The 20585-nt window shown below is 56.9% G+C and carries 24 protein-coding genes and 1 pseudogene; 11 read left to right on the top strand and 14 right to left on the bottom strand.

The genetic code is table 11. From position 1 onward, the window contains the following. The first annotated feature begins 2 nt into the window (after window positions 1-2). Window positions 3-1091 carry an alanine racemase gene (locus tag IEW66_RS08000; protein WP_188681711.1) on the top strand — a complete coding sequence of 363 codons (1089 nt, stop codon included), beginning with the start codon at window positions 3-5 and terminating at the stop codon, window positions 1089-1091. Here the strand turns inward: IEW66_RS08000 and IEW66_RS08005 are convergent. From IEW66_RS08005 to IEW66_RS08035, 7 genes are all read right to left on the bottom strand, one after another. Beyond that, window positions 1088-2521, bottom strand: coding sequence for an ABC transporter permease subunit (locus IEW66_RS08005; protein WP_188681712.1), 1434 nt, complete (start codon window positions 2519-2521; stop codon window positions 1088-1090). The two genes, IEW66_RS08000 and IEW66_RS08005, sit on opposite strands and share 4 nt — an antisense overlap. Next, complete coding sequence (locus IEW66_RS08010; protein WP_188681713.1) at window positions 2518-3435, bottom strand: ABC transporter ATP-binding protein; 918 nt, start codon at window positions 3433-3435, stop codon at window positions 2518-2520. Before IEW66_RS08010 ends, IEW66_RS08005 begins: the two co-directional genes overlap by 4 nt. 27 nt (window positions 3436-3462) lie before the next feature. Then, on the bottom strand, window positions 3463-4647 hold the full coding sequence (locus IEW66_RS08015; protein WP_188681714.1) for an MFS transporter: 1185 nt from the start codon (window positions 4645-4647) through the stop codon (window positions 3463-3465). A 114-nt stretch (window positions 4648-4761) separates the two neighbouring features. Further along, window positions 4762-5688 carry a hypothetical protein gene (locus IEW66_RS08020; protein ID WP_188681715.1) on the bottom strand — a complete coding sequence of 309 codons (927 nt, stop codon included), beginning with the start codon at window positions 5686-5688 and terminating at the stop codon, window positions 4762-4764. Window positions 5689-5738: 50 nt separating this feature from the next. Further along, window positions 5739-6734 carry a 3-deoxy-7-phosphoheptulonate synthase gene (gene aroF, locus IEW66_RS08025; RefSeq protein WP_188681716.1) on the bottom strand — a complete coding sequence of 332 codons (996 nt, stop codon included), beginning with the start codon at window positions 6732-6734 and terminating at the stop codon, window positions 5739-5741. Beyond that, a complete protein-coding gene (locus IEW66_RS08030) occupies window positions 6731-7390 on the bottom strand; it encodes a Rossmann-fold NAD(P)-binding domain-containing protein (protein WP_188681717.1) in 660 nt (219 codons plus the stop codon). The genes aroF and IEW66_RS08030 overlap by 4 nt, the downstream gene beginning before the upstream one ends. Continuing rightward, entirely contained in the window at window positions 7387-7962 is a 576-nt protein-coding gene (locus IEW66_RS08035) for a chorismate mutase (RefSeq protein WP_188681718.1), read from the bottom strand. The genes IEW66_RS08030 and IEW66_RS08035 overlap by 4 nt, the downstream gene beginning before the upstream one ends. A gap of 104 nt (window positions 7963-8066) precedes the next feature. Here IEW66_RS08035 and IEW66_RS08040 point away from each other — a divergent pair, with 104 nt between their 5' ends. From IEW66_RS08040 to IEW66_RS08060, 5 genes are read left to right on the top strand one after another with little or no spacing between them, the layout of a single operon-like run. Continuing rightward, window positions 8067-8858 carry a hypothetical protein gene (locus tag IEW66_RS08040; protein WP_188681719.1) on the top strand — a complete coding sequence of 264 codons (792 nt, stop codon included), beginning with the start codon at window positions 8067-8069 and terminating at the stop codon, window positions 8856-8858. Window positions 8859-8867: 9 nt separating this feature from the next. Further along, window positions 8868-9695 carry an ABC transporter permease gene (locus IEW66_RS08045; protein ID WP_188681720.1) on the top strand — a complete coding sequence of 276 codons (828 nt, stop codon included), beginning with the start codon at window positions 8868-8870 and terminating at the stop codon, window positions 9693-9695. After that, window positions 9692-10582 carry an ABC transporter ATP-binding protein gene (locus tag IEW66_RS08050; protein WP_188681721.1) on the top strand — a complete coding sequence of 297 codons (891 nt, stop codon included), beginning with the start codon at window positions 9692-9694 and terminating at the stop codon, window positions 10580-10582. Before IEW66_RS08045 ends, IEW66_RS08050 begins: the two co-directional genes overlap by 4 nt. 31 nt (window positions 10583-10613) lie before the next feature. Next, the gene (locus tag IEW66_RS08055; RefSeq protein ID WP_188681722.1) at window positions 10614-11006 is read left to right on the top strand and encodes a DUF302 domain-containing protein; all 393 of its coding nucleotides are present in this window, start codon (window positions 10614-10616) and stop codon (window positions 11004-11006) included. A gap of 35 nt (window positions 11007-11041) precedes the next feature. Continuing rightward, the gene (locus IEW66_RS08060; protein ID WP_188681723.1) at window positions 11042-11686 is read left to right on the top strand and encodes a metal-dependent transcriptional regulator; all 645 of its coding nucleotides are present in this window, start codon (window positions 11042-11044) and stop codon (window positions 11684-11686) included. Here the strand turns inward: IEW66_RS08060 and IEW66_RS08065 are convergent. Further along, window positions 11683-12168, bottom strand: a complete 486-nt coding sequence (locus tag IEW66_RS08065; RefSeq protein WP_188681724.1) for a GNAT family N-acetyltransferase — start codon at window positions 12166-12168, stop codon at window positions 11683-11685. The two genes, IEW66_RS08060 and IEW66_RS08065, sit on opposite strands and share 4 nt — an antisense overlap. Beyond that, window positions 12165-13505 (bottom strand): NAD(P)-dependent malic enzyme, encoded by a 1341-nt coding sequence (locus IEW66_RS08070; RefSeq protein WP_229657577.1) that lies wholly within the window; start codon window positions 13503-13505, stop codon window positions 12165-12167. The genes IEW66_RS08065 and IEW66_RS08070 overlap by 4 nt, the downstream gene beginning before the upstream one ends. Window positions 13506-13763: 258 nt before the next feature. Here IEW66_RS08070 and IEW66_RS08075 point away from each other — a divergent pair, with 258 nt between their 5' ends. Continuing rightward, the gene (locus tag IEW66_RS08075; RefSeq protein ID WP_188681725.1) at window positions 13764-14693 is read left to right on the top strand and encodes a GNAT family N-acetyltransferase; all 930 of its coding nucleotides are present in this window, start codon (window positions 13764-13766) and stop codon (window positions 14691-14693) included. A 2-nt stretch (window positions 14694-14695) separates the two neighbouring features. Here IEW66_RS08075 and IEW66_RS08080 read toward each other — a convergent pair whose 3' ends face one another. Both IEW66_RS08080 and IEW66_RS08085 read right to left on the bottom strand, forming a co-directional pair. Further along, window positions 14696-15640, bottom strand: coding sequence for a diacylglycerol/polyprenol kinase family protein (locus tag IEW66_RS08080; RefSeq protein ID WP_188681726.1), 945 nt, complete (start codon window positions 15638-15640; stop codon window positions 14696-14698). Window positions 15641-15698: 58 nt separating this feature from the next. After that, window positions 15699-16010, bottom strand: coding sequence for a hypothetical protein (locus IEW66_RS08085; protein WP_188681727.1), 312 nt, complete (start codon window positions 16008-16010; stop codon window positions 15699-15701). 182 nt (window positions 16011-16192) lie between these two features. Between IEW66_RS08085 and IEW66_RS08090 the strand changes: the two genes are divergently transcribed. Together IEW66_RS08090 and IEW66_RS08095 are read left to right on the top strand one after the other, a co-directional pair. Continuing rightward, entirely contained in the window at window positions 16193-16765 is a 573-nt protein-coding gene (locus IEW66_RS08090; RefSeq protein ID WP_188681728.1) for a hypothetical protein, read from the top strand. Between the two features lie 30 nt (window positions 16766-16795). After that, window positions 16796-17368, top strand: a complete 573-nt coding sequence (locus tag IEW66_RS08095; protein WP_188681729.1) for a hypothetical protein — start codon at window positions 16796-16798, stop codon at window positions 17366-17368. A gap of 34 nt (window positions 17369-17402) precedes the next feature. Here the strand turns inward: IEW66_RS08095 and IEW66_RS08775 are convergent. Beyond that, a pseudogene (locus IEW66_RS08775) lies at window positions 17403-17742 on the bottom strand (zinc ribbon domain-containing protein); the annotation flags it as partial. Between the two features lie 128 nt (window positions 17743-17870). On the opposite strand from IEW66_RS08775, the gene IEW66_RS08100 reads away from it, so the two are divergent. Together IEW66_RS08100 and IEW66_RS08105 are read left to right on the top strand one after the other, a co-directional pair. Continuing rightward, the gene (locus IEW66_RS08100) at window positions 17871-18251 is read left to right on the top strand and encodes a 30S ribosomal protein S8e (RefSeq protein ID WP_188681730.1); all 381 of its coding nucleotides are present in this window, start codon (window positions 17871-17873) and stop codon (window positions 18249-18251) included. Between the two features lie 4 nt (window positions 18252-18255). After that, window positions 18256-18513 carry a signal recognition particle subunit SRP19/SEC65 family protein gene (locus IEW66_RS08105; RefSeq protein ID WP_162509697.1) on the top strand — a complete coding sequence of 86 codons (258 nt, stop codon included), beginning with the start codon at window positions 18256-18258 and terminating at the stop codon, window positions 18511-18513. On the opposite strand, the gene IEW66_RS08110 is transcribed toward IEW66_RS08105, so the two are convergent. Next, the gene (locus tag IEW66_RS08110; RefSeq protein ID WP_188681731.1) at window positions 18510-19484 is read right to left on the bottom strand and encodes a hypothetical protein; all 975 of its coding nucleotides are present in this window, start codon (window positions 19482-19484) and stop codon (window positions 18510-18512) included. The two genes, IEW66_RS08105 and IEW66_RS08110, sit on opposite strands and share 4 nt — an antisense overlap. Further along, window positions 19481-20560: a M24 family metallopeptidase gene (locus IEW66_RS08115; RefSeq protein WP_188681732.1), complete on the bottom strand. Its 1080-nt coding sequence runs from the start codon at window positions 20558-20560 to the stop codon at window positions 19481-19483. The genes IEW66_RS08110 and IEW66_RS08115 overlap by 4 nt, the downstream gene beginning before the upstream one ends. Window positions 20561-20585 lie beyond the last annotated feature (25 nt).

Genomic DNA, 20585 nt, shown 5'->3' on the forward strand with positions numbered 1-20585 from the left:
GCATGGATCTGCAGGGTATACTGGGTCTGCCATTCGAGACCCCTTACATGGTCGTGGATATTGACCAGGTGGAGAGGAACATCCGGAGCGTTCAGGCTGTGGCTAACAGGTACGGGAAGAGGCTGAGGCCACACTCGAAGACGCACAAGATACCTGAGCTCTCGAGGATGCAGGTCGGCCAGGGAGCATCTGGCATATGCGTCCAGAAGGTCGCTGAGGCGGAGGTCATGGCTGCCGGCGGCGTAAGGGACATACTTGTGAGCAACGAGGTGGTTGACAGGAGGAAGCTTGACAGGCTCTCCATGCTCTCCTCCCAGGGCTTCAGGATCTATGTGGCTGTGGACAGCACCGTGGGCCTCCAGAGGCTCTCTGAGAGCGCCAGGTACCACGGTGCAGAGATAGGGGTATTCGTTGATCTGGATGTGGGGATGCACAGGTGCGGTGTGGAGCCTGAAAAGGCCGTAGGGCTCGCCATGATGGCATCACGGGGCCAGAACGTCTACCTTGCCGGCGTGATGGCCTATGACGGCCATGTTAACGACCCGGACAGGGAGAAGAGGAAGCAGATGGTGGAGGCAGAGGCCTCAGTGCTCCAGAAGGTCATCGCGTCACTGGACATCGAACCAGATACTGTATCCGTGGGTGGCACACCAACCTACGAGCTGTGGGCCGGACAGCCTGTGTGCAATGAGCTGCAGCCCGGCACCTACGTCTACTATGACGTGCACTGTCAGGCCATGGGCCTCTGCTCCAGGGAACAGATCGCCATGGGCGTCGTTTCAAGAGTCATATCCAGGTCTGAATCCCCACCGAGGGCAGTGCTTGACGCCGGCTACAAGTCTGTGTCCCTTGACCAAGGCGTATACCCCACTGCAGTCGACGCGTCTGGGCAGGAGTTGCGCATCCTCTCAATGTCGGAGGAGCACTGCGTCATAGACAACGCATCGCATGCCCTTGACCTGGACGACGCTGTCCTGTTGTTCCCCTATCACTCCTGCACAACCACAGACCTGTGGGACACTGCTCTCCTCTACTCCAGGTCATCAGCCCCAAGGCAGGTGCCTGTGGCGGGGAGGGGGAAGAGGCTCTAGTCCCTCTTCACCGCCAGGTAGAGTGCGGCCAGGAACGGCACGATGGCCCAGGCTATGCCTATGGCAAGGGTTGACGCCAGCGTTATACCCACTGAGCTAGGCTGTATTGTGGCTGATGAGATCAGGATGCTGAGTGTGTGGCTGTGGTAGAACTGCGCTATGGTCGGGAAGCCGGATGGGCTTATGGCCTCCATTGCCAGGTAAGCCTTCACGTAAGCGAGAGTGTCAGAGGGGATGTGCGATTCGAACATCACTATGTCCACTATGATGCTCCAGAAGAGCCCTAGCACAACATAAACGCCTATGGCAGCACCCAGGAGAGCACCCTGTGACTTCACAAGGTGCGAGATCAGGTACACGAGTGACAGGAAGGCTGCACCCTCAACCACGTACTCAAATATGAAGAGGGCAGTGTACGATCCGGATAGGTAAAGGCCAAAGTAGTGCCTTATTATCATCTGTGCTACGAGCATTGCCAGGGCAACGGCGACGATTATCGCCGTGAGGTTGGACAGGAACCTTGAGCCTATGAGGCCCGACCTGCTTATGGGCCTCTTCAGTACGGATTCTATGACACCGGTTGTCCTGTCCTTCCCGTAGGTGAGGTATGCCGAGAAGACTGCGAGTATTGGCATGAGGAAGCCTATAAGGAACGATGTGTCGTCAGTGACGAGGCCCTGCAGCTTAGACTGTGTCATGGGCACGTAGGTAGAGAGGTGGCCTATGTATATGTCGTATACGACTGTGGAGTTGCTCACGACGAAGGCCGTCAGGTTCTCCTTCTTCTCTTTCAGTGGCATCACCGGGTCCACTATCTCGTGGGTGACACCTGAAATGCTGGCGTTAAAGAGTTCTGAGCTCTCCACGGCGCTGAGCTGTGAGGGCGCGGACTGGTTCGAAATAATGAGGTCCGCGCTGGGTGACGCCTTTCCGCCAGGGCCGAAGTAGAGGACCAGGATAGCCAGGTTGCTATAGTTCGAATACTCCGCCACCGGGGCCAGGGCGAAGCCTGTGTACGGCACAGCCGGGTTAATGGGCATCTCGATCCTCTCCGTGACAGGGGCGAAGATCCTGTATGTCAGGTTGTAGGAGTAGCTGCCCACCTGCGGGCTGAACGGGAAAGTTGCCGTGAGGAAACCGTCACTAGATTCTTGTGCCCTCTCTGTGATGCCGTTGTAGGTGAAGTTGAGCGTCGCACCTCCGTACTGTTGACCGTAGCCGTTGAAGACATAGGCCTCAAGCGTTATGCTGCTCCCATTTATGTAGTATCCAGAAACGACCTGTGGCACCTGGAGCTCCGTGGGCCTGGCGCTGTAGCTCACTCCTGATTCATATGCCAGGGCCCCTGATAAGCCCACTATTGCAACAATGAGTATTATGACGAACTTGCTCGTTAGCACTCGCCTTATCTCGTAAAGAGCCGGCTTCATTTGGAACCACCTATCAGATCGAAGAAGTACTGCTCAAGGCTCTCCCCGAAGGAGGTGAACTCCCTCACCCTGTAGCCCTTTCCCACGAGAGCCTCCAGGATATCGGGTATCCTGTCGCTGTTGACCTTCAGGTCCCTGACCAGGAACTCATTTCCCCTCCTCTCGGTCTCGCCGAACTGTGACAGGACGCCCTCTATGGGGCCGTCAGGATTGTCCACGGTGATCTTCACCTGCGTCTTACCCAGGTATTTTAGTTCCGACCTGTCCAAAAGCTTCACCAGCTTTCCCCTGTTTATTATGGCGACCCTGTCAGCAGAGTCTTCGATCTCCGTTAGGATGTGGGATGACAGGAGGATGGCCTTGCCCTCGGAACGGAGCCTGCCTATCATCTTCCTGACGAATATGACGCCCTGAGGATCCAGGCCGTTTAGCGTCTCATCGAAAAGCACATTCTTCGGGTCTCCGATGAGCGTCTCCGCTATGGAGAACCTCTTCTTCATTCCCTGGGAGTAGCTCCGGAGCTTTTTGTCCATGGCCTTCTCCAGGCCAACCATCCGGAGGAGCTCCAGGGCCTTATCCTCTGCTTCCCTCCCACCAAGGCCGTAGAACCCCGCGAAGTACTTGAGGAGGGTGAGCGGCTTCGCGTTTGGCTCGAAGTTCGGGAACTCGGGTATCCAGCCCACGTTCCTGGATGCCCTGACCTTTTCCCTCACAATATCGAAGCCGTCCACGAGTATCTTTCCGGAGGTGGGGAGCGTGATGCCAGACGACATCCTTATGGTGGTGGTCTTGCCCGCGCCGTTCAGGCCCACCAGGCCCAGCACCTCTCCGTCGTTCATGTCAAGCGTGAGCCCGTCCACCGCAGGGGGAGACCCCTTCCTGTAGACCTTGGTCACGCCCTCTATCTTTATCATGCCTGACCCGATATCGGTCTCCGATTATTAATCTATGCTGACGCCCATCCTCTCCTTCAGGGCCCTTGGCCCAGGCACCGCAAGTGTGACCAGGAAGGCGACCACTGAGAGGACAGCCACTATGAGCCACAGCTCCTGTGGAGACCGTTGGAAGACGAGCGCCAGGGGAAGGGTGGTGACCAGGCCGGTGGTCCCAACGACGAGCTTCTGTATGGAGGCATATGTCCCCCTGTTCTCCTTCCCTATGGCCTTTGCCTCGTAGGCCAGGGCGCCAGATACCACGAATGGCCCCACGCTACCGATCAGCACTGATGAGAGGTAGAGCCACACCATGCCGTGTTCCACAGCCAGGTAGATGAGGGAGTAGCTGAACACATCGGAAAGTGCCATGAGGACAACGTACATCTTTCCGAACCCGGGGTGGCTGTCAATGAAGCGTTCCCCCAGCCTGGCCCAGGGTATGCCGAGAACATATGAGAGGAGCAGGAACAGTACCGAGAGCCTCAGGGGTATGTCCATCCTCTCCGCCTGCAGGACGTAGAAGTACGAGAAGCCGTAGAGGGTCACGGACATTATGGCCTTGGCTGTCAGGCTGGGGGCGACGAAGCCTGACCTCCTCCTGAGGTTTCTCAGATTTTCTGAAAACCTTGTCCTTGTGAATCCCTTCGATTCCTCCACGAAGGCCCTGTGTCCAGACCTGAAGGCTGTGAAGGCGATCAGCGGGGATGCGAACATGACCGCAGACGTTGCCATGAAGGAGAGAACGAGGTCCCTGCCAGAGCTCAGGAAGATTATGAGGGCGAACGCAACAATGCCCCCGACGACCTCCAGCGTATAGACGCGGGAATAGTTGGCACCGACGTTGCTGTTCCTGGCGACCTTGGCGATGAACGAGTTCAGTGAAGCCCGGAAGACATTCTGCGCGATCACTATGAGGAAGCACCCCACGGGCACGACCACCAGCGGGATCAGGCCCCTCCAGGCTGAGAGCGTTATGGCAAAGAACACAGCCGGATAGAAGAAGGAGCCTATGGTTAGGAGCCGGTAGGAATGGCCGGCGTCTATGAGCCTTCCGGTGAGCATTGCTGTGAATATGACAGCAAACTGGCCTATGGATAGGCCCAGGGCAGCATACTCTATGGGTATTCCGAAGTAAGAGAGGAGCGGGTAGAGTGAAAAGCTGAAAATGGTCATCCCTGCTACTATGGACATGTTAATTGTTCCTAGAGAAGTTATAAAGGGTCTAACATTTCCAACTTGTTCACGAGTCAATAGAATTCCATTTGATAACTTGTATAAGTTACTTTCCAGTCGCAGTGCGCGACTTCACTCCACCTCTATGATCTTCTCCAGGGTTTCATGCACATCGTTGAAGACCTTGCTCTTTTTCTTCAGGTACGAGACCTCTTCGTTCCTCAGCACCAGCCTTGGGGGGAGCACGGCACCGCGAAGCTTCTCGTAGTCCCTCAGCACAAGGGATTCGAACACACTCTCCATGACCACTATGTAGTTGTTCCTGTCGAACCTGTATGGCTTCACCAACCTCATCCTGCTGAGCAAGTACGCCACACCGAGGCGGAACCTGCCAGGGTTGTGCCTCATCCTCGAAAGGGTCCTCACATCCGATGCAGAGAGGTTAAGGCCTGTTATGAAGTCCCTGAGGGCCGCTATCCTCCTGTCCCTCGGCACCAGGCTCAGGCCGTACGGCCTCATGCCGACCAGCGGGTACGCTATTATGCCGTAGGCCACCGCGAACCTGGAGAAGAGGTCACTGTCCTCTCCTGAAACGAGGTCCCTCCACCCCCCGACCTCCCTCAGCGCCTCAGAGGGCATCATCGCGAAGGAGGAGAGGAGCATCTTCTTTGTGTCCATTATAATGTAAGAGTGGATTATGTCGGCTACGGACACCGGGTATGCCGTGGCAGGGTCGAAGAAGACCAGGTACTTGCTCCTGCTCTTCTGCGTGCCTACCCTCTTGCCCTTCCCGCTTGCCCGGCCTTCTATCGGCACTATGGTGACGCACTCGATCTTGTTGAGGGGCCTGATCCTGGCAGCTGAGGCCTCTGGTGTTGCGATGATTATCTCATACCTGAGGCCGAGCTCCTCGCCGATCTCCTGGATGCTCTTCACGGACCTGATGGCCTCCCTGCTCATGTCCTCAAGGTAACAGATGAAGGAGATCGTTATGTCTGCAGGTATTATGCTGTCCAGGTAGTTGCCTGTGCCCAGCAGGGCCTCGAGGGCATCCTTCACAGCATAGACATGCAGGCTCACAATTAAACCATTGCTGTCCTCAGTAACGGTCAGGAATGCACCAGCTGGGCAATGGAATCTGTCCTCAGCAGCTGGTGCATCCTCCTGGCGCTCCTGACTATGTCCCTGAGCATCTCTATGGTGACCTGCTGGTCAGCATCTGAGAGGGCCCTCTCCGGTTCTATGTGCGCCTCTATCTCCAGCATGTCGACACCTGCGGCCACAGCGCCCAGGGCCATGGCCTTCACTATCTCCCTGTTTCCAGCGGGGTGGCTCGGGTCCGCGCAGACGGGGAGGTGTGTCCTCCTCTTCACTGAAGCCATGGTGCCCAGGTCCATGGTGAACCTCGTCGACCTCTCCAGGCTCCTTGTACCGCGGTAACACAGGATAACACGGTCGTTGCCACCAGATAGTATGTACTCTGAGGATGCGAGCCACTCTTCCATGGTGGTCCCTATTCCGTTCTTCAGGAGCACAGGTTTTTTCACGCGGCCCAGGAACTTCAGGAGGGAGAAGTTCTGAGCGTTCCTGGCACCCACCTGCAGCATGTCGATCTTCTGGAACTCTCTGTAGTCAGAGAGATCCATTATCTCCGAGACGGTGAGCAGTCCGTATTCCTGCCCGGCCCTAGCAAGCAGGTCAAGGCCCCTCTCCATGAGGCCCTGGAAGGAGTACGGGCTCGTCCTTGGCTTGAATGCGCCTCCCCTAAGCATTTCACACCCGGCCTTCTTCACACCCTCTGCCACGGCCATTATCTGCTCCTCGCTCTCAACGGCACAGGGGCCTGCCGCGATCACAAGCCCCCCTCCCCCGATGGTGAGACCTGAGACATCCACTGTGCTGTCCTCATGCCTGAAGTCCCTGGAGTAGAGGGGGCTCCTGGATACCACGCATATGTCCCTGAGGGCATCCGGTACAAGTGTGCTGTCCGGTAACGCCATGACCCTGGTACCGAATACGTCTATGATCCTGCCATCCCAGCCACTACTTTCCGAGATCTCAATGAGTTTCTCCTCACAGTTCTTGCCCCTGGGTATGAGTATCACCTGACCACCTCCCTGTAACCTTCCTCAAGGGAGCGCACCGCAGCCTCGATGATGGGCCACACGCCGTAAGCCTGCAGCATGTCGGTGACAACATCCATACTCTCCCCATGCACAAGGGAGGCCATGGACTCGAGCGCCATGCGGGCCGAGACCGGTAGGTGAGGGCCGGGGCCGAGCAGCCTCGAGGCCAGCAGGGAGACCGCATACGGTACCGCCAGGTTGTGCAGCACGAACTCGTCGTGCTCCCTGAAACCCATCTCGATTATCCTGTCCCTGGGGAGCATCCTCTTCACCACTCCAAGCGAGCCCTCCACAGAGATGTCCTTCACGAGGACAGTGTTCCTCCTGGACGGCTCCTTGTAACTCATGGGGCCATAGAGAGGGTGTATCGATATGATCCTGCCGCTGTGCTTCCTCATGAGCGACTTGGACGCGCACACCTCCACAAAGCCCAGGTATTTCCTCTCCCTGCTGAGTATCTCATCCGCAACCCGGGGCGGAATGGACAGAACAGCAAGGTCATACTCTTCCAGTGAGTAGAGCATGTCCTCCGTCTCATGCCTGTGGAACCCGACCACATCGTGGCCCGCCTCCAGCAGGACCTCCATGAGGGTGCTGCCCATGCGGCCCCCGGAGCCAAGCACTGCTATCCTCATTCCCTCACCACCCTTACCGGCCTGGTGGGAGAGGTGAGCCCTTCCAGGTCCTCCGCGTGGAGGACGCCATCCCGGATTTCCGCAGCGCACCCCTGCCTCCCGGAGCCTATGCACACCAAGACAGGGTTGCCCCTGGCCCTGGAGATGTGGCCCCCCTTCATGAGGAAAGCGGATGCGAAGGCCGTGCCCTCTGTATCCTCCGCGATCCTGCCCGGCGATCCGCACAGGGAACCCAGGATGAACTCCAGCCCGGCCGGGTCGCCGGAAATGCTGACCTCCCTGGGGGCGCTGATGTCGCTCCTCTTCTGCCACTGTGTGCTCAGCTCGAATAGCAGGTTGATGTCCCTCGCCACCACCGGGTCATCGGACCCTATCTGGCGGATGACCCTCTCCTCCTGTTCGGGCACACGTGCTGGAAGGCCCGAGGTCGCCTTGGCCCTCCCTATCTCCACAGCGATCCGGCGCCTCTCATTCAGCAGCCTCAGGATGGAGAGTGTGTTAGAAAGCATCTCCTTCCTAAGGTCCTCTATGCACTTACCCGGATCACTCTCTCTGGCTATAAAGTGAACCACTTCCGTTTGGAGCCATATGCGTGATAAAGTCTATCATGTATATCTAACTTTTCATCAAACCGGGTGTTATGAAGGTTAATAGGGCAAGGATGTATACACTACATATGAAGGCGCTGGTTCTCAAGGTCGTCCTGGTTGCCGTGCTGGCTGTGGCCGGGGGCTCTGGCGCCTACTTCGCTTACCACGCCTCGACGGCGCACTCTCACGCTCAGACCGGGCCTGAGGACGATATCCCTGCATCCTCGATGGTCGTTGGCCAGTTCCGCCACAACGGGACAAGCATATACTTTTTCATGCAGAACAACACCTCCTTCGGGTTAATACTGCCCCTCAATGACCTCGGTGCCGTGAACGCATCTGCGAACCTGTCGAACGCATTGGGCAAGGCTGGAACTAATGGACTGAACGTGAGCGTATACGAATACTATAGTGGGATCCCTGTTTTCAGGGTCTCGAACATAAGCGAGGTCAGGGGTATTGAGGTGGAACTGCCCGGGATCAATTTCTCAACCGGCAGCACCCTCTACTTCTCACTCCCCCAGACGCAGGATGCTGTGGCAGGCTCCCTGCAGGGCGTTGTCTCATCGCTACGGGCCTCTGGCAACGCCTCATACCGCTCGCAGCTCACCCGGTACCTGAACTCGTCCGTGAACCTCAGCCTCGCAGTGTCCCTGGGCAGTTACGGACACATCTCGGTCAACGTGACATCCAACTCTACCCTGGTCTTCGTGCAGGACACGAACCAGACCCAGCTTTCCCTGTTCTTCGCCTCCCTTAACCTGATCCACCCGGCGGGGGGCAGGGCCTATGACCTAACATCAAGCACAATGCAGGTGTACTTCCCTGAGGGCCTCTCATCCCTGCCCGTGCTTCTGAAATACATTCAGGGGGCGTGAGCGTTAAGAATGTCGAGCCTGTCCACAGTTTACGTGCACTACCTGCGCAACTACTATCGGTCAAGGAGCTTCTACCTAATGCTCATCCTCATACTCATGATATCGTCCCTCATGACGTACTTCTCCTTCAGGTACTACAGCAAGGTGCCGGAGTTCCTGGCCAGTTTCCACGTGACATCGCTCCCGCCCGTGCTGAGGTACAGGGTCTTCGCCTACTTCTGGGCATTTGTCCTCACAACCGTGCCCGTCTTCGCCTCGGTCTTCTTCGGCTCCCCTGCCATCTCCGGGGAGATGGAGAACAGGACTGCATACCACATATTCCAGCTGCCGGTCGGGAGGTTCACCCTCTACTCCGGCAAGTACCTGGCGGCGCTCACAGTCTCGGTCATAATAGCCCTTATATACATTGCGTTCCAGGTCGCTGTGCTGCGGGTCCTGCTGGGCATGGGGCCAGTTCCGCAGTTCTACATATCGCTGGGCATGCTCCTGCTCTTCATATCCACCATAATGTCCATAACCTTCATGGTCAGCACCTTCTTCAGCAGGAACATGTACGCTTACATAACGGTGCTGATTGCATACTACATAGTCCTGGACGCACTAAACATAATACTGCAGCTCCTTTACAACATAGACCCTTACTACCTTCTGAACAACGTGGCAGCATCAGTGGAGGAGGCCTACCTGGACGTGAACATAACTGGATTCGGGGCTCCGGGCTCACTGTCACCGATGCCCTATGCCACGGTGGCCCGGAACGCCTACATCATGGTCCTCTACCTGGTGGTTGCCTTCGTGATAGGTGCCCTTATATTTGAAAGAAGGGAAGTGAAATGAGCCCATCCCTAGAGGTAAGAAAGGTCACGAAGAAATTCGGTAAGATCGTGGCCCTCGATGACTTCTCCTTCAGCGTTGAGGGCTACACAACCGTTGCGCTCCTTGGCCCCAACGGTGCGGGGAAGACGACGCTCATGAAGGTCATAACGGGCATGATACACCCCGACAGTGGAGAAGTGTCCATAAATGGCTTCTCCGTGGGGCAGGACAGGAGGAAGGCGCTCCGTACCGTGGGTGCGCTGGTGGAGCAGCCGGAGTTCTACACTTACCTGACCGCAAGGGAGATCCTGGACTTCGACTACAAGATACGCACGGGCCGCTCCGATTCGAGGGAGGAGATCATGAGGGTCGCTGAGCTCACGGGCATCACCCCTTACCTCGACAGGAAGACCGGCGGCTACTCAAGGGGGATGAAGCAGAGGCTGGGCCTGGCCTCCGCCATGATAGGGAGGCCGGAGATCATAATACTGGACGAACCCTCATTCGGCCTGGACCCAGCTGGCATGAGGGAGTTCAGGGAGATAATAAGGAAGATGGGTAGGGACAAGGAGGCCATGGTGATCCTGAGCACCCACCTCATATACGAGGCCAGGGAAGTCTGTGACAGGGTACTTATAATAGACCACGGGAGGAAGATGCTGGACGCACCCATCCGGTCTGACACAAGCCTGGTCAGGCTCACCTTTTCCAGCCAGGGGGACGGCGTTCTAGCACTGCCGTTCGAAACCGTGGAGGTGGAGGGGAGAAGCGCTGTCATAAGGCTCCCTCCAGGAATGACACTGAATGGCTTCCTGTCCCAGTACTCATCGACCCTACCAGACCTTGTGTCCGCTGAGGTCTACGACGACCTGGAAGGCCAGTATGTCAGGATAACCAGTGGGGAATAGGTTGAAATACACATCCAGATAATGTAGGTGTATGCAGCATTATATAGAGTTCGTGAGCACTTACGGCTTCCAGGAGACACTGGAGAGGCTCAGAGGGGCAGTGAGGAAGCGCAGCCTCACCATCTTCTGTGAGGTAGACCACAGGAAGAACGCGGAGTCCGTCGGGCTGAGTATGGGGAATGCCACTGTGGTATCCTTCGGTGACCCGAGGGCAGGCACGCCCCTTATGGTGGAGAACCCCAGGGTGGCCCTGGAACTCCCCCTGAAAATCCTTGTCTACGAGAAGGAGGGGAAGACCGCAGTTGGTTTCAGGAACCCGGAGTGGTTATCCCAGGACCTGTCAAACGTTGAGGCACTCTCAAGGATGAAGTCCCTCCTCACCTCGCTCTCCCTGGAGGCATCGGGGAGCCGGCTCGACGCCTGATATATATTTAAGGTACGGAGGAATATTTGCCAGGAATGGAGAAGTCCATCACTACCGAGGACTACCTCAAGATAATCGACGAACTCACCAAATACAAGGGGTGCGCCACTCTAACGGAAATAGCCAACAGGCTGAGGACGAAGAGGCAGAGCGCCTACGACGAGATAAAGATACTCGAAGGGAGGGGGCTCGTAATCAGGCAGAGCCGGGGGAGGTACGTGCTGTCTGAGATGGGCCAGGTGGAGGCGAACCTGTTCCTGAGAAAGCACAGGCTTGCGGAGGTGCTCCTCTGGAAGGGCCTAGGCATGCCCTGGGAGGTGCTGGATGACCAGGCCATGGGCATAGAGCACGGCATAACGGAGGAGATGGCAGAGAGGATATGCAGCACGTACGGCTGCGACAGGTGCCCCCATGGCAATCCCATACCTGACAGGGAAGGCAGGTGCCAGGAACCTGCAGACATAAAGCTCTCCTCTGTCCCCTCAGGCTCGGTGCTCAGGCTAACCAGGGTCATATACGAGACTTCGGAGATCCTCTCTTTCCTCACAGAGAACAACATGTACCCCGGCTCAATAATAGGCGTGAAAAGGAAGGGGGTCATCACCGTACCTGTGACAAAGAGGGAGATCGAGATACCTGAAAAAGTATCGATGGCGCTGAGGTTCGAGCGCCTCTTCTAGTCTTCTTCTATCGGCTTTCCGTAAACGGAGAGTATCTCCCGGAACCCTATGCCCCTGTAGAAGTTCAGGGCTATCAGGTTGTGCGACGGGAACTCCGCAGTGACGAACCTGACGCCCTTCTCGTTCAGTTCCCTGGTCACCCTCTCTATTAGCATTTTCCCTATGCCCTTCCTCCTGAACTCCGGCATGATGTAGAAGTCCACTATCCTGGCCTCCTCCTTCGGTGAGTAGAAGCTGCGGTCGACAACTGTCACGAAGACAATGCCCACCACCTTGCCACCGCTCTCAGCCACCATGACAAGGTGGTTTTCCCTGTCGCTGGCGAACCTGGCCAGCATCTCCTCGATCTTCTCCCTGGCGTCCTCCGCAACCTCGAACACCGAATCGAACTCCTCGTTCAGCCTCTTGAGCCTCAGTACCAGGTCTGCCGCTGTCCCCAGGTCCCTCTCCTCCATCCTCCTTATCTCGATCTGTGCCTTCATTTCCTCACCGTCCCGGGCAGGGGCTTTATGAGGCCCTCACTCAGCATCCTCTCGTACACCCTCCTGTTGTTCTCTATCATCTCTGTGGCCACCTTCAGGAAGTGCTCCTTGCTGCCGCTCCTCCTGGCCAGGCCCTGTGATGCGGTCTCGTAGGCCACCGCACTTGCAACCCTCGGATAGATCTCCCACTCCTCCATTGTTGGCACGATCTTCTCCTCAGTGGGCTCCTTCACATAGTCCGCCAGCTCGTACGAAGCGGCAACCATCACCTTGAAGTTCACCCCCTTTGCCCTGGCGTCCAGCACGCCCCTGAACACACCGGGGAATATCAGGCTGTTGTTTATCTGGTTGGGGAAATCGCCCCTTCCGGTAGCAACTATCCTCGCACCCGCCTCCCTGGCCTCGGACGGCCATATCTCAGGTATCGGGTTGGCCAGGGCGAATATTATAGGGTCCCTGTCCATTGACCTTATCCACTCCTTCTTGATCGTCCCTGGCCCCTGCTTCGCAGCTGACACAACGACATCTGCCCCCCTGAAGGCTTCCTCGGGCCCGCCCTTCCTCCTCTCGCCGTTGGTGATCATGGCCAGCCTGTACTTCCACGGGTTGTTGAGCATGAGCTGGTCCATGTCCTCCCTCTCAGGGTGCAGTATCCCCTTTGAATCGCATATTATTATGTTCTCCCCCCTGAAGCCTGCCGCCATCAGGAGGTGGGCCGTGGCTATGTTTGCGGCACCGGAGCCGAAGAGCACAACAGTCGTGTCCTCGTGTTTCTTACCAACTATCCTGAGCGAGTTTATGAGTCCGGCAAGCGTGATAGATGCCGTGCCCAGCTGGTCGTCATGCCATGCCGGTATTGAGAGGGACTTCTGGAGTTCCTCCAGGATGAAGAAGCACTTCGGCGACTCTATGTCCTCCAGGTTGAAGCCCCCAAAGGCTGGCTCAAGCGCCCTCGCCACCGAGACAAACTCATCCCTTGTCCTGACCCTGATGGGTATGGGCACTGCGTTGACTGCACCGAGCACGTTGAATATTAGCGACTTCCCCTCCATAACGGCCATGGCCGCCTCTGGCCCTACATTGCCAAGGCCGAGCACCCTCGTGCCGTCAGTGAGTATTCCTATGCTGTTCCACCTGCCGGTGTATTCGAACGAGTTGTCCGCGTTCTCCGCTATCTTCCTGGAAACAGCGGCGACCCCCGGGGTGTACCAGAAGGAGAAGTCCTCCAGGGATCTCACCGGGACCTTCGGGAATATCTGTATCTTCCCCTTGTAGTATTCAGAAAACTTAAGGGCCATCTCGTTGAATCCCTCAGTCCTGGCCTCCTCATCAAGCAAGCTCCTCAACCTCCAGCCCAGCGCAGAAACTGACAGCGATCCAGTCCAGAACTGTGCCGGGCGTTTATAAACAATGGTATACCTTACAGATAGATAAGCCTGATGCACACATTTCAGGCAGAGCTGGTGCATTTCCGTGCGGCCCACGGATGCGCTCGCATGGCCCGGTGGTCTCCATGGCATGCTACCCAAATACAGGCCTCGGGCACACTCCCCCTGTCCAAATAAGGTTAAATCTGACACTACAATGATCGGTTGATGGAGCTCAGCAACATCAAGCTGGACTGGGATGCCATACTGGGGAGGCAGATCTCCCATCTCGAATCGATATACCCTGACATGCAGATCAGGGACCAGTTCAGGGCCATCATCAACCTCCTTAACTCCAACAGGATAAAGTCAAGGGTCATACTCAGCGGAATAAACGTTGCAGCCTATGGCTTTTTCATGGACAGCTCGGAGATGCGTGACCGTTCTTTCGCAACGGTTGGCTTCACAGATCCTGCCTTTGCAAACGAGCAGAGGCTCAGGAACATAGTGGAGTGGATAGTGGGCTCTGTCTCCTCCTCAGGCCGCATGACCATGATGAACGAGGTCTTCCAGGACAACGGGATCTCGGGGCCCGTGCTCGCATCCATGGGCTTCAGGAAGATAACCAGGGTGAGGATGGAATACGACCTGGCGGATAACAAGCCCGGGGAGCCATCTCTACCCAGGGAGATCAGCGTCACCGGCCTGGAGGGGCTGGATATAAGGGCATACTCCTCCCTGGAGTACGAGTGCTACAGGGGCACCCAGGACGAGATACTGCTGGCATCATCGGAGGAGGACAGGCTCGCGGTCACAAGGAACATCTTCAGCGGCTCATACGGAAATGTACTGCAGAACGCCTCATACCTGGCCTTCCACAAGGCATCGCTCATCGGAGCAGTGGTGTGCACGGACGGGCGTGTGCAGGGCAGGAAGGACATGCTCCCCACAATCCTGAACGTATTCGTGAAGCCTGAGTACAGGGGCAACGGCCTGGGCACGGCGCTCATGCAGATGGCACTCTCGTCCCTGAGGGGAATGGGCTTCTTCAAGGCTTACCTGTGGGTCACTGAGGGCAACAGGGCCAGGGACCTCTACTCTTCCCTCGGTTTCACAGAGAGCCGGTACCCCAGGGAGGTCATATACTACAGGAAGTGAGGTCAGAGGGCGTTTGAGATCAGCGCGCAGGTGAGCGGTATCAGGTAGTTGTCGTCGAACGGGTACCTTGCGGCACTCTCCACCAGCGAGCCGGCCAGTGCGAGGACAACGCCATGCCAGCCAGCCATGAAGAGGCCGAAGAGTGCAGACGAGAGGAATATTGCGAGGAAGCCGGCGACGCTCTTCTTCCTGTTGAATATGAGCCTCGCAGATTTCACGCTTGTCCCGACAATGGTTGCAAGCGAATCGCCTATGACAAGCACAAAGAGAGTTACGGCGAGCAGCCTGACGTGCGGCACAATGGCCAGGGCAAGCAGCACCCCTGAGGCGAACCATATGGCCCCTATTCCCAGGGGCGTCCCGCCCCTCTCAAGGGAAAGGAGGAAGCTGGCTGCCCAGCTCTCCGTGTGTGTGGTGAAGTATGAGCCGACGATGTAGAGGATGAGCGCAGCCACCGAGACGAGTTCCCTTGCCAGGGTGAGCCCGAAGGCGAAGACTGCGCCTATTATTATGCTCCCCACAACGCTCTGCATTATGTCCCTGTTTATCTCCCTCCCTCTGTCCCTGCCCTTCATGCTCTCGTTCCTCCTGACGTAGCCCCTTATGCGGCCGTCCATGAGCATTGCTATTATCGTGCCCGCGGAGATCCCTATGTCTGCCCCTGGCCAGTAACCGTCAATCCTGAGTGCAGATGCCGCGATGGAAAGCACGAAAAGCGCGGAGAAAGGTAGGTAAAAGCCCGGGGTGTAGATGTAATATGCGGATAGGAGTGACAGCACGGATGAGGGTATCACCGAGTACAGGCCGGTGAAGTAGACAGTAAGGGCATCTGCTGCGGCCACAGCTGCGATGGGAGCGATGAAGCTGCGGCCCCTGGCTGATAGTGCAGAGATGGATGTGGCGAGGCCAATGGAAACATACGCTATCGCCCCAGGTGAGAGGTACATTTTTGCTGGGTGTAAGAGGGATACTTATAATAATTTTTATACATGTGCATTCCTGGCATCACCTGAGAACAGCAACCATGCCGCCTATGAGAATCAGGGCGAACGAGAGTATGTAGAGCCCAGGGAAGATGTCAAGGCCCAGTACTGAGAGCGTTATCATTATGGCTCCAGCGTGCGTCCTCATGGTGTTGGCCAGTGCTGATGCGAATATACCGATCACGGGGAAGACAGCCATGTGTATGGCCCCCACAAGGCCGGGAAACGGCTGCACCCTTATGACCGGGTCAACAGGCGGATAGAGGAATGTGGCAAGCAGTATGGCGACGAAGACCAGCGATCCGGAGAGGCCGAAGCTCTGCTCGTACTTCACCGACATGCATAAACGACCTTTTATATAGAGGTTCACATCGGCCACAGGCCAATTCAGTACAGAAGGTTCCCAGTGGTGGACGGAAAGCACAGGGCAAGACCACTGCCAGGCCTGCAGTCCCCGCCGTGCCAGGCATGGTTGGCAGGTGGAAGAGTTCAATACTGCCTGGCGATCGGGTTCTGTTGATCTACTACATCCTTGGACTGGCTGCAGCGATCGCGGCACTCCACATGGTTGCCCCGGACCACTGGGTACCGCTCTCGGCCCTGAGCGTGAGGTCAGGATACACGCAGAGAAAGACTCTTTCGCTTTCACTCCTGATCGGCATCACACACGGGCTGGCCACCTCCGCCCTCTCCGCCTCCGTTGCATTCCTGGGCCTCGTGTTCCTGAGCGGTGCCCTGGTGAGGTACATATCCTTTGTGCTCCTGATCGCTGTGTCCGTTTACATCGTAGCCAACGCCATCAGGGAACAGTCCGCGGGCACGGAGGTGCAGCAGGTATCCTTGGCAGCCAGCGTGATCCCAGACCCTGCCCTTGTCCCCATACTGCTCCTTGCATCTCCATCCGGCCTCTATACGCTGTCGGTGGCCATTGTGGTCTTCCTGGCAGTGACAGTGGCCACCGTGGTCTGCATGGTCTATGTGTCCATGCTCGGCTACCTGAGGGGCCTATCGGGACTGAGGCCCGCCACCGTGGACTACATCGTTGCCGCTGTGCTGGCTGGCACCGCCCTCTACGTACTACTCTCCTAAATTACAATAGCCACCAGGACATGCCAGGCCATGCGCATAGCCTCTTTCCCTTTCCACTTGCCGGAGTGGGTATCTGGCCCACAGAGGGCATCGCTGATGCGTTTCATCTCCTCCTCTGCCCCATCCTCCGTGATCCTTGTCTACGACGGGAGCAAGTTAAAGGGCAGCGCGGAGAGGGATGCCCACATGGAGGTGGTGGAGAGCATAGTCGATGCATGGGTGACCATGGTGCATGATGCCAACCATGGCTGTTACTCCTCCATGATGGCCGGAGCCGACACCATGGAGGAGAGGGTGAAGAGGAACATGCTCCTGATGGTCTCTGACACAGTGGAGTCATACCTGCGATCTTACTGGAAGGACCTCAGGAGCCTGAACTCTGAGGTCACGGATTCAATGTACAGGGCCAAGCACCGCCTCTTCTCCAGTGTGGTCTGGGACCTTGAGAGGTCGTGCTGGGAACACGTGAACGAGGTTGCGCTGGATAGGGTGCGCTCCTTCGGCTACACGGAGAGGACGCTCATGGTGGTTGACCCGGAGCTCTCCTACTGGTTCCAGGACCACATGCCCGAGGTCAGGAGGGCAGAGCTGCAAAGCCTGTAAACTACCCCGCCATTACGGACGGGGCATCTCCACCTCACGGTGAAGATTTCCTGCTTCTTCCAGGAAACTTACTATACACTCCCTCGGAAAAGGGAATGTACAGCAGAGGTCTCCTGTCCACAGGCTCTAAGGGCAGTGCCGGCCCTTCACGTGGAACGTTTAGGGGAGCGCTGTGATAACGCTCTAAAGTCCGACCGCACTCAGTACAGGCGAACACACGGTCTTTCAGGGACAGTTCATTCTTGACGTATCCACACCTGGCATACTTCTTAGGTATACGCTGGATTCACCTTCACTACCCTCCCACCAGCCCTTTCAGCCTTTTAGGAGAGGTATCTCGTGAATTCAGATAAATTGGAGTGGAGGATATGCTCTCAGTGTCTAACTCCCGCTGCTCACTACCATCCCCTCCCACACCGAAGGGGGCTTCCGCCCCATTAAACCCCATAAAGTTAAAGAAGGAAGCCATGATGCCCAGCACGTTCGGTACAGAGTGATCGGGATGACCGTGTTTCAGGGAAGGGCTTCAAAGAAGTTCACAGGCGGGAAGTACAAGAAGTTAAGGAACAAGAGGAGGTTTGAGCTCGGCAGGGAGCCAACTCTCACGAGGCTTGGGCCGGAGAGCAGGAAGACCATCAGGGTCAGGGGCGGCAACACGAAGACCTTCATAATGAGGGCAGAGTTTGCAAACGTCTATAGCCCAAAGGACAGGACAACGAAGAAGGTCAGGATCCTAACGGTGAAGGCCAACCCGGCCAACCCGCACTTCGTGCAGAGGAACATAATGAACAAGGGCACCATAATACAGACAGAACTCGGTGATGCTAGGATAACTTCAAGGCCCGGGCAGGAAGGCGTGATCAACGCCGTCCTGGTGCAGTGAAGCCATGGTGCAGGTAACCCTTTACTCCCAGTACTTCAGGGAGAGCAATACGAGGCGTCTCGGCAGGAAGATCTCCAGGAAGGCTGCCCGGAATTACTCCGATGCAAGGCTCGAGGAGATTCTGAGGTCCCTGAGGCTGAAGTTCGAGGTCAGGGATGCCAGGTACCCAAGGATACCATGGGAGCCCTGCAAGATGTACATAGTGGACAGCAACGTGAAGAAATCAACACTCATCAAGATGATAGAGAGGAAGTTGTCCTAGGGCACTTTCCTGCGCCTCTTGTAAGAATAGTACTGGAGCGGGTGCCTGAGCCACTCCCTAGCACAGACGGCATCGTCGCCTGCGTAGCACAGGTGGTTGGACTTCAGGACAGCGCACTTTGGTGGTGAATAGACTTTGCCTGATATCTCCCCTGTGACGTGGAGCACCTGGTACCTTGTCATCCTCTCGTTGTAGTCGGGGGCGGTCCTGAACAGGCTCATTATGTCCTCCCTGTCCATGCCAACGTTGAAGAGAAAACTCACCAGGGTAAACCTGGCCATGTGCGGGAGGTTCACCCCATCCCTCATCTGGTTCAGGTAGGTCGATATGCACGGTGGAAAGCTGTTGAAGTCAAGGCCCCCTGGCACATCGGCCCACTTCCTGGAAAGGTCCCTGAAGAGGTTTCCCAGCGATTCCACCATATCTGCATATCCAGATAGGGCCTCCCTGGCCTCCGAAACTTCGATGGAATTGTAGAGGTCAAGGAACAGGGCCACGAACCTCTCCCTCACAAGCGTTGCGAACACGTCCTCGCTCACCCTCACCGTACCGGAGTCCACGTCCTGGTATACGAGCCTGTATGTGGGCCCGCTTACCCTCTTCACGGTGGCCACGAAGTCGAACACAGGCACAAGGAACCTGTGGCTCCTGTAGTCGAAGGATGCCCTCATGCCCATGGAAGAGGCATATGAGACAGCATCCTCCGGGTCAGACTGCTTCACCGCAGATTCCACATGGTCCCGGGCAGTGTTGAGAGCCCTGGTGGTGAATCCCTGCTCATCTATGGCACGCAGTATCCAGAGGGAGAGGTAAAAGGTGTCGCTGTCCCTCGGGTCGGGCTTCTCTGACCGCGCCACGGACTCGAGGAAGTCAACGGCCCTCCTCCTGGCCTCAGTGCCCTCCTTGCTCCCCAGCAGCGTGCCGATCCTTGCCCTGAACTCCAGGAAGCCTTCCCTGGTTGGCAGGTTCATGAAACCTCGATCAGGTCTCTCGGTGCCGTGGTGATCCTCTCGTTGCCGTCCTTCCTGACCACCACGTCATCCTCTATCCTGACACCGCCGAACTTCGGGACGTATATCCCGGGCTCCACTGTAACGACCATTCCGTTCTTGAGCGGGAAGTCCAGGGTTGGCGTCAGCGCAGGGTGGTCGTGCACGTCCAGCCCGACGCCGTGCCCCAGGGAGTGTATGAACCTGCCCTTGTACTTTGTGCTGTCTATGACATTCCTGGCAGCAAGGTCAGCGTCCTTCCCGTTTGCGTTCTCCCTTATCACCTTGAATGCAGCCTCCTGGGCCTCGTAGACAACCTGGTGCATGTACTTCTGCTCCTCACTCGCATGGCCGAATACCACGGTGCGGGTTATGTCAGAACAGTACCGCCTGTAAAGGGCCCCGAAGTCCATCAGCACGAAGTCGCCCCTCCTGAGCTTCCTGTCACCGGGTGCGTAGTGCGGTATGGACGCATTGGGGCCGAAGGCTATGATCGACCTGAACGAGGGCCCATCTGCGCCGGCCTTCATCATCTCGTAGTTGAGCTCTGCGGCCAGTTCCAGCTCCGTCATGCCCTCACGGAGCCTGTCCAGCACCCTCTCGAAGGCCTCACTGCCTATCCTCGCCGCCTCCCTGAGTTTCGATATCTCCTCCTCTGTCTTCAGCCTCCTGGCCTCTGCTATCGAACTTGTCACGTCTATGAACTCCTTGTCAGGTATCATCTTCAATATCTCCTTGTACTTGGAGAGCGTCAGGGCGGAGTAGTTGAGGCCTATCGTGTCAACACCCTCCACCTCCTTCCTTATGATGTCCCTGAACTCCTCCTGGTTCCTGAACACCAGCACCTCAAGCCCCGTTGCCCTTGCTGACTGTTCCTCCAGCTGCGATGTCACGATCTTCACGCTTTCCGGCGTGACCACGAGGGCAGAGTGCTCGAAGAGCCCTGAATCTGCCCCGGTCAGGTAAAAGAAGGTCTTGTCGACGGAATTCTCGTCACCGTTGAATATCAGGATCGTGTCTGTCTCCCTGGCGTACTCGAATATCCTCTTCGGGTCCATGGTGGGAAGAGTGGTAATGTAGATA

Origin of the sequence: Thermogymnomonas acidicola (assembly GCF_014646795.1) — an archaeon.
Taxonomy (GTDB): Archaea; Thermoplasmatota; Thermoplasmata; order Thermoplasmatales; family Thermoplasmataceae; genus Thermogymnomonas; species Thermogymnomonas acidicola.

What these genes read in the sequence shown, in the direction of transcription:
- IEW66_RS08000 (WP_188681711.1), top strand. Translation starts at nt 3, where the DNA reads ATGGATCTGCAGGGTATACTGGGTCTGCCATTCGAGACCCCTTACATG.
- IEW66_RS08005 (WP_188681712.1), bottom strand. Translation starts at nt 2,521, where the DNA reads ATGAAGCCGGCTCTTTACGAGATAAGGCGAGTGCTAACGAGCAAGTTC.
- IEW66_RS08010 (WP_188681713.1), bottom strand. Translation starts at nt 3,435, where the DNA reads ATGATAAAGATAGAGGGCGTGACCAAGGTCTACAGGAAGGGGTCTCCC.
- IEW66_RS08015 (WP_188681714.1), bottom strand. Translation starts at nt 4,647, where the DNA reads ATGTCCATAGTAGCAGGGATGACCATTTTCAGCTTTTCACTCTACCCG.
- IEW66_RS08030 (WP_188681717.1), bottom strand. Translation starts at nt 7,390, where the DNA reads ATGAGGATAGCAGTGCTTGGCTCCGGGGGCCGCATGGGCAGCACCCTC.
- IEW66_RS08040 (WP_188681719.1), top strand. Translation starts at nt 8,067, where the DNA reads ATGAAGGCGCTGGTTCTCAAGGTCGTCCTGGTTGCCGTGCTGGCTGTG.
- IEW66_RS08045 (WP_188681720.1), top strand. Translation starts at nt 8,868, where the DNA reads ATGTCGAGCCTGTCCACAGTTTACGTGCACTACCTGCGCAACTACTAT.
- IEW66_RS08050 (WP_188681721.1), top strand. Translation starts at nt 9,692, where the DNA reads ATGAGCCCATCCCTAGAGGTAAGAAAGGTCACGAAGAAATTCGGTAAG.
- IEW66_RS08055 (WP_188681722.1), top strand. Translation starts at nt 10,614, where the DNA reads ATGCAGCATTATATAGAGTTCGTGAGCACTTACGGCTTCCAGGAGACA.
- IEW66_RS08060 (WP_188681723.1), top strand. Translation starts at nt 11,042, where the DNA reads ATGGAGAAGTCCATCACTACCGAGGACTACCTCAAGATAATCGACGAA.
- IEW66_RS08065 (WP_188681724.1), bottom strand. Translation starts at nt 12,168, where the DNA reads ATGAAGGCACAGATCGAGATAAGGAGGATGGAGGAGAGGGACCTGGGG.
- IEW66_RS08075 (WP_188681725.1), top strand. Translation starts at nt 13,764, where the DNA reads ATGGAGCTCAGCAACATCAAGCTGGACTGGGATGCCATACTGGGGAGG.
- IEW66_RS08080 (WP_188681726.1), bottom strand. Translation starts at nt 15,640, where the DNA reads ATGTACCTCTCACCTGGGGCGATAGCGTATGTTTCCATTGGCCTCGCC.
- IEW66_RS08095 (WP_188681729.1), top strand. Translation starts at nt 16,796, where the DNA reads ATGCGCATAGCCTCTTTCCCTTTCCACTTGCCGGAGTGGGTATCTGGC.
- IEW66_RS08100 (WP_188681730.1), top strand. Translation starts at nt 17,871, where the DNA reads ATGACCGTGTTTCAGGGAAGGGCTTCAAAGAAGTTCACAGGCGGGAAG.
- IEW66_RS08105 (WP_162509697.1), top strand. Translation starts at nt 18,256, where the DNA reads ATGGTGCAGGTAACCCTTTACTCCCAGTACTTCAGGGAGAGCAATACG.
- IEW66_RS08110 (WP_188681731.1), bottom strand. Translation starts at nt 19,484, where the DNA reads ATGAACCTGCCAACCAGGGAAGGCTTCCTGGAGTTCAGGGCAAGGATC.
- IEW66_RS08115 (WP_188681732.1), bottom strand. Translation starts at nt 20,560, where the DNA reads ATGGACCCGAAGAGGATATTCGAGTACGCCAGGGAGACAGACACGATC.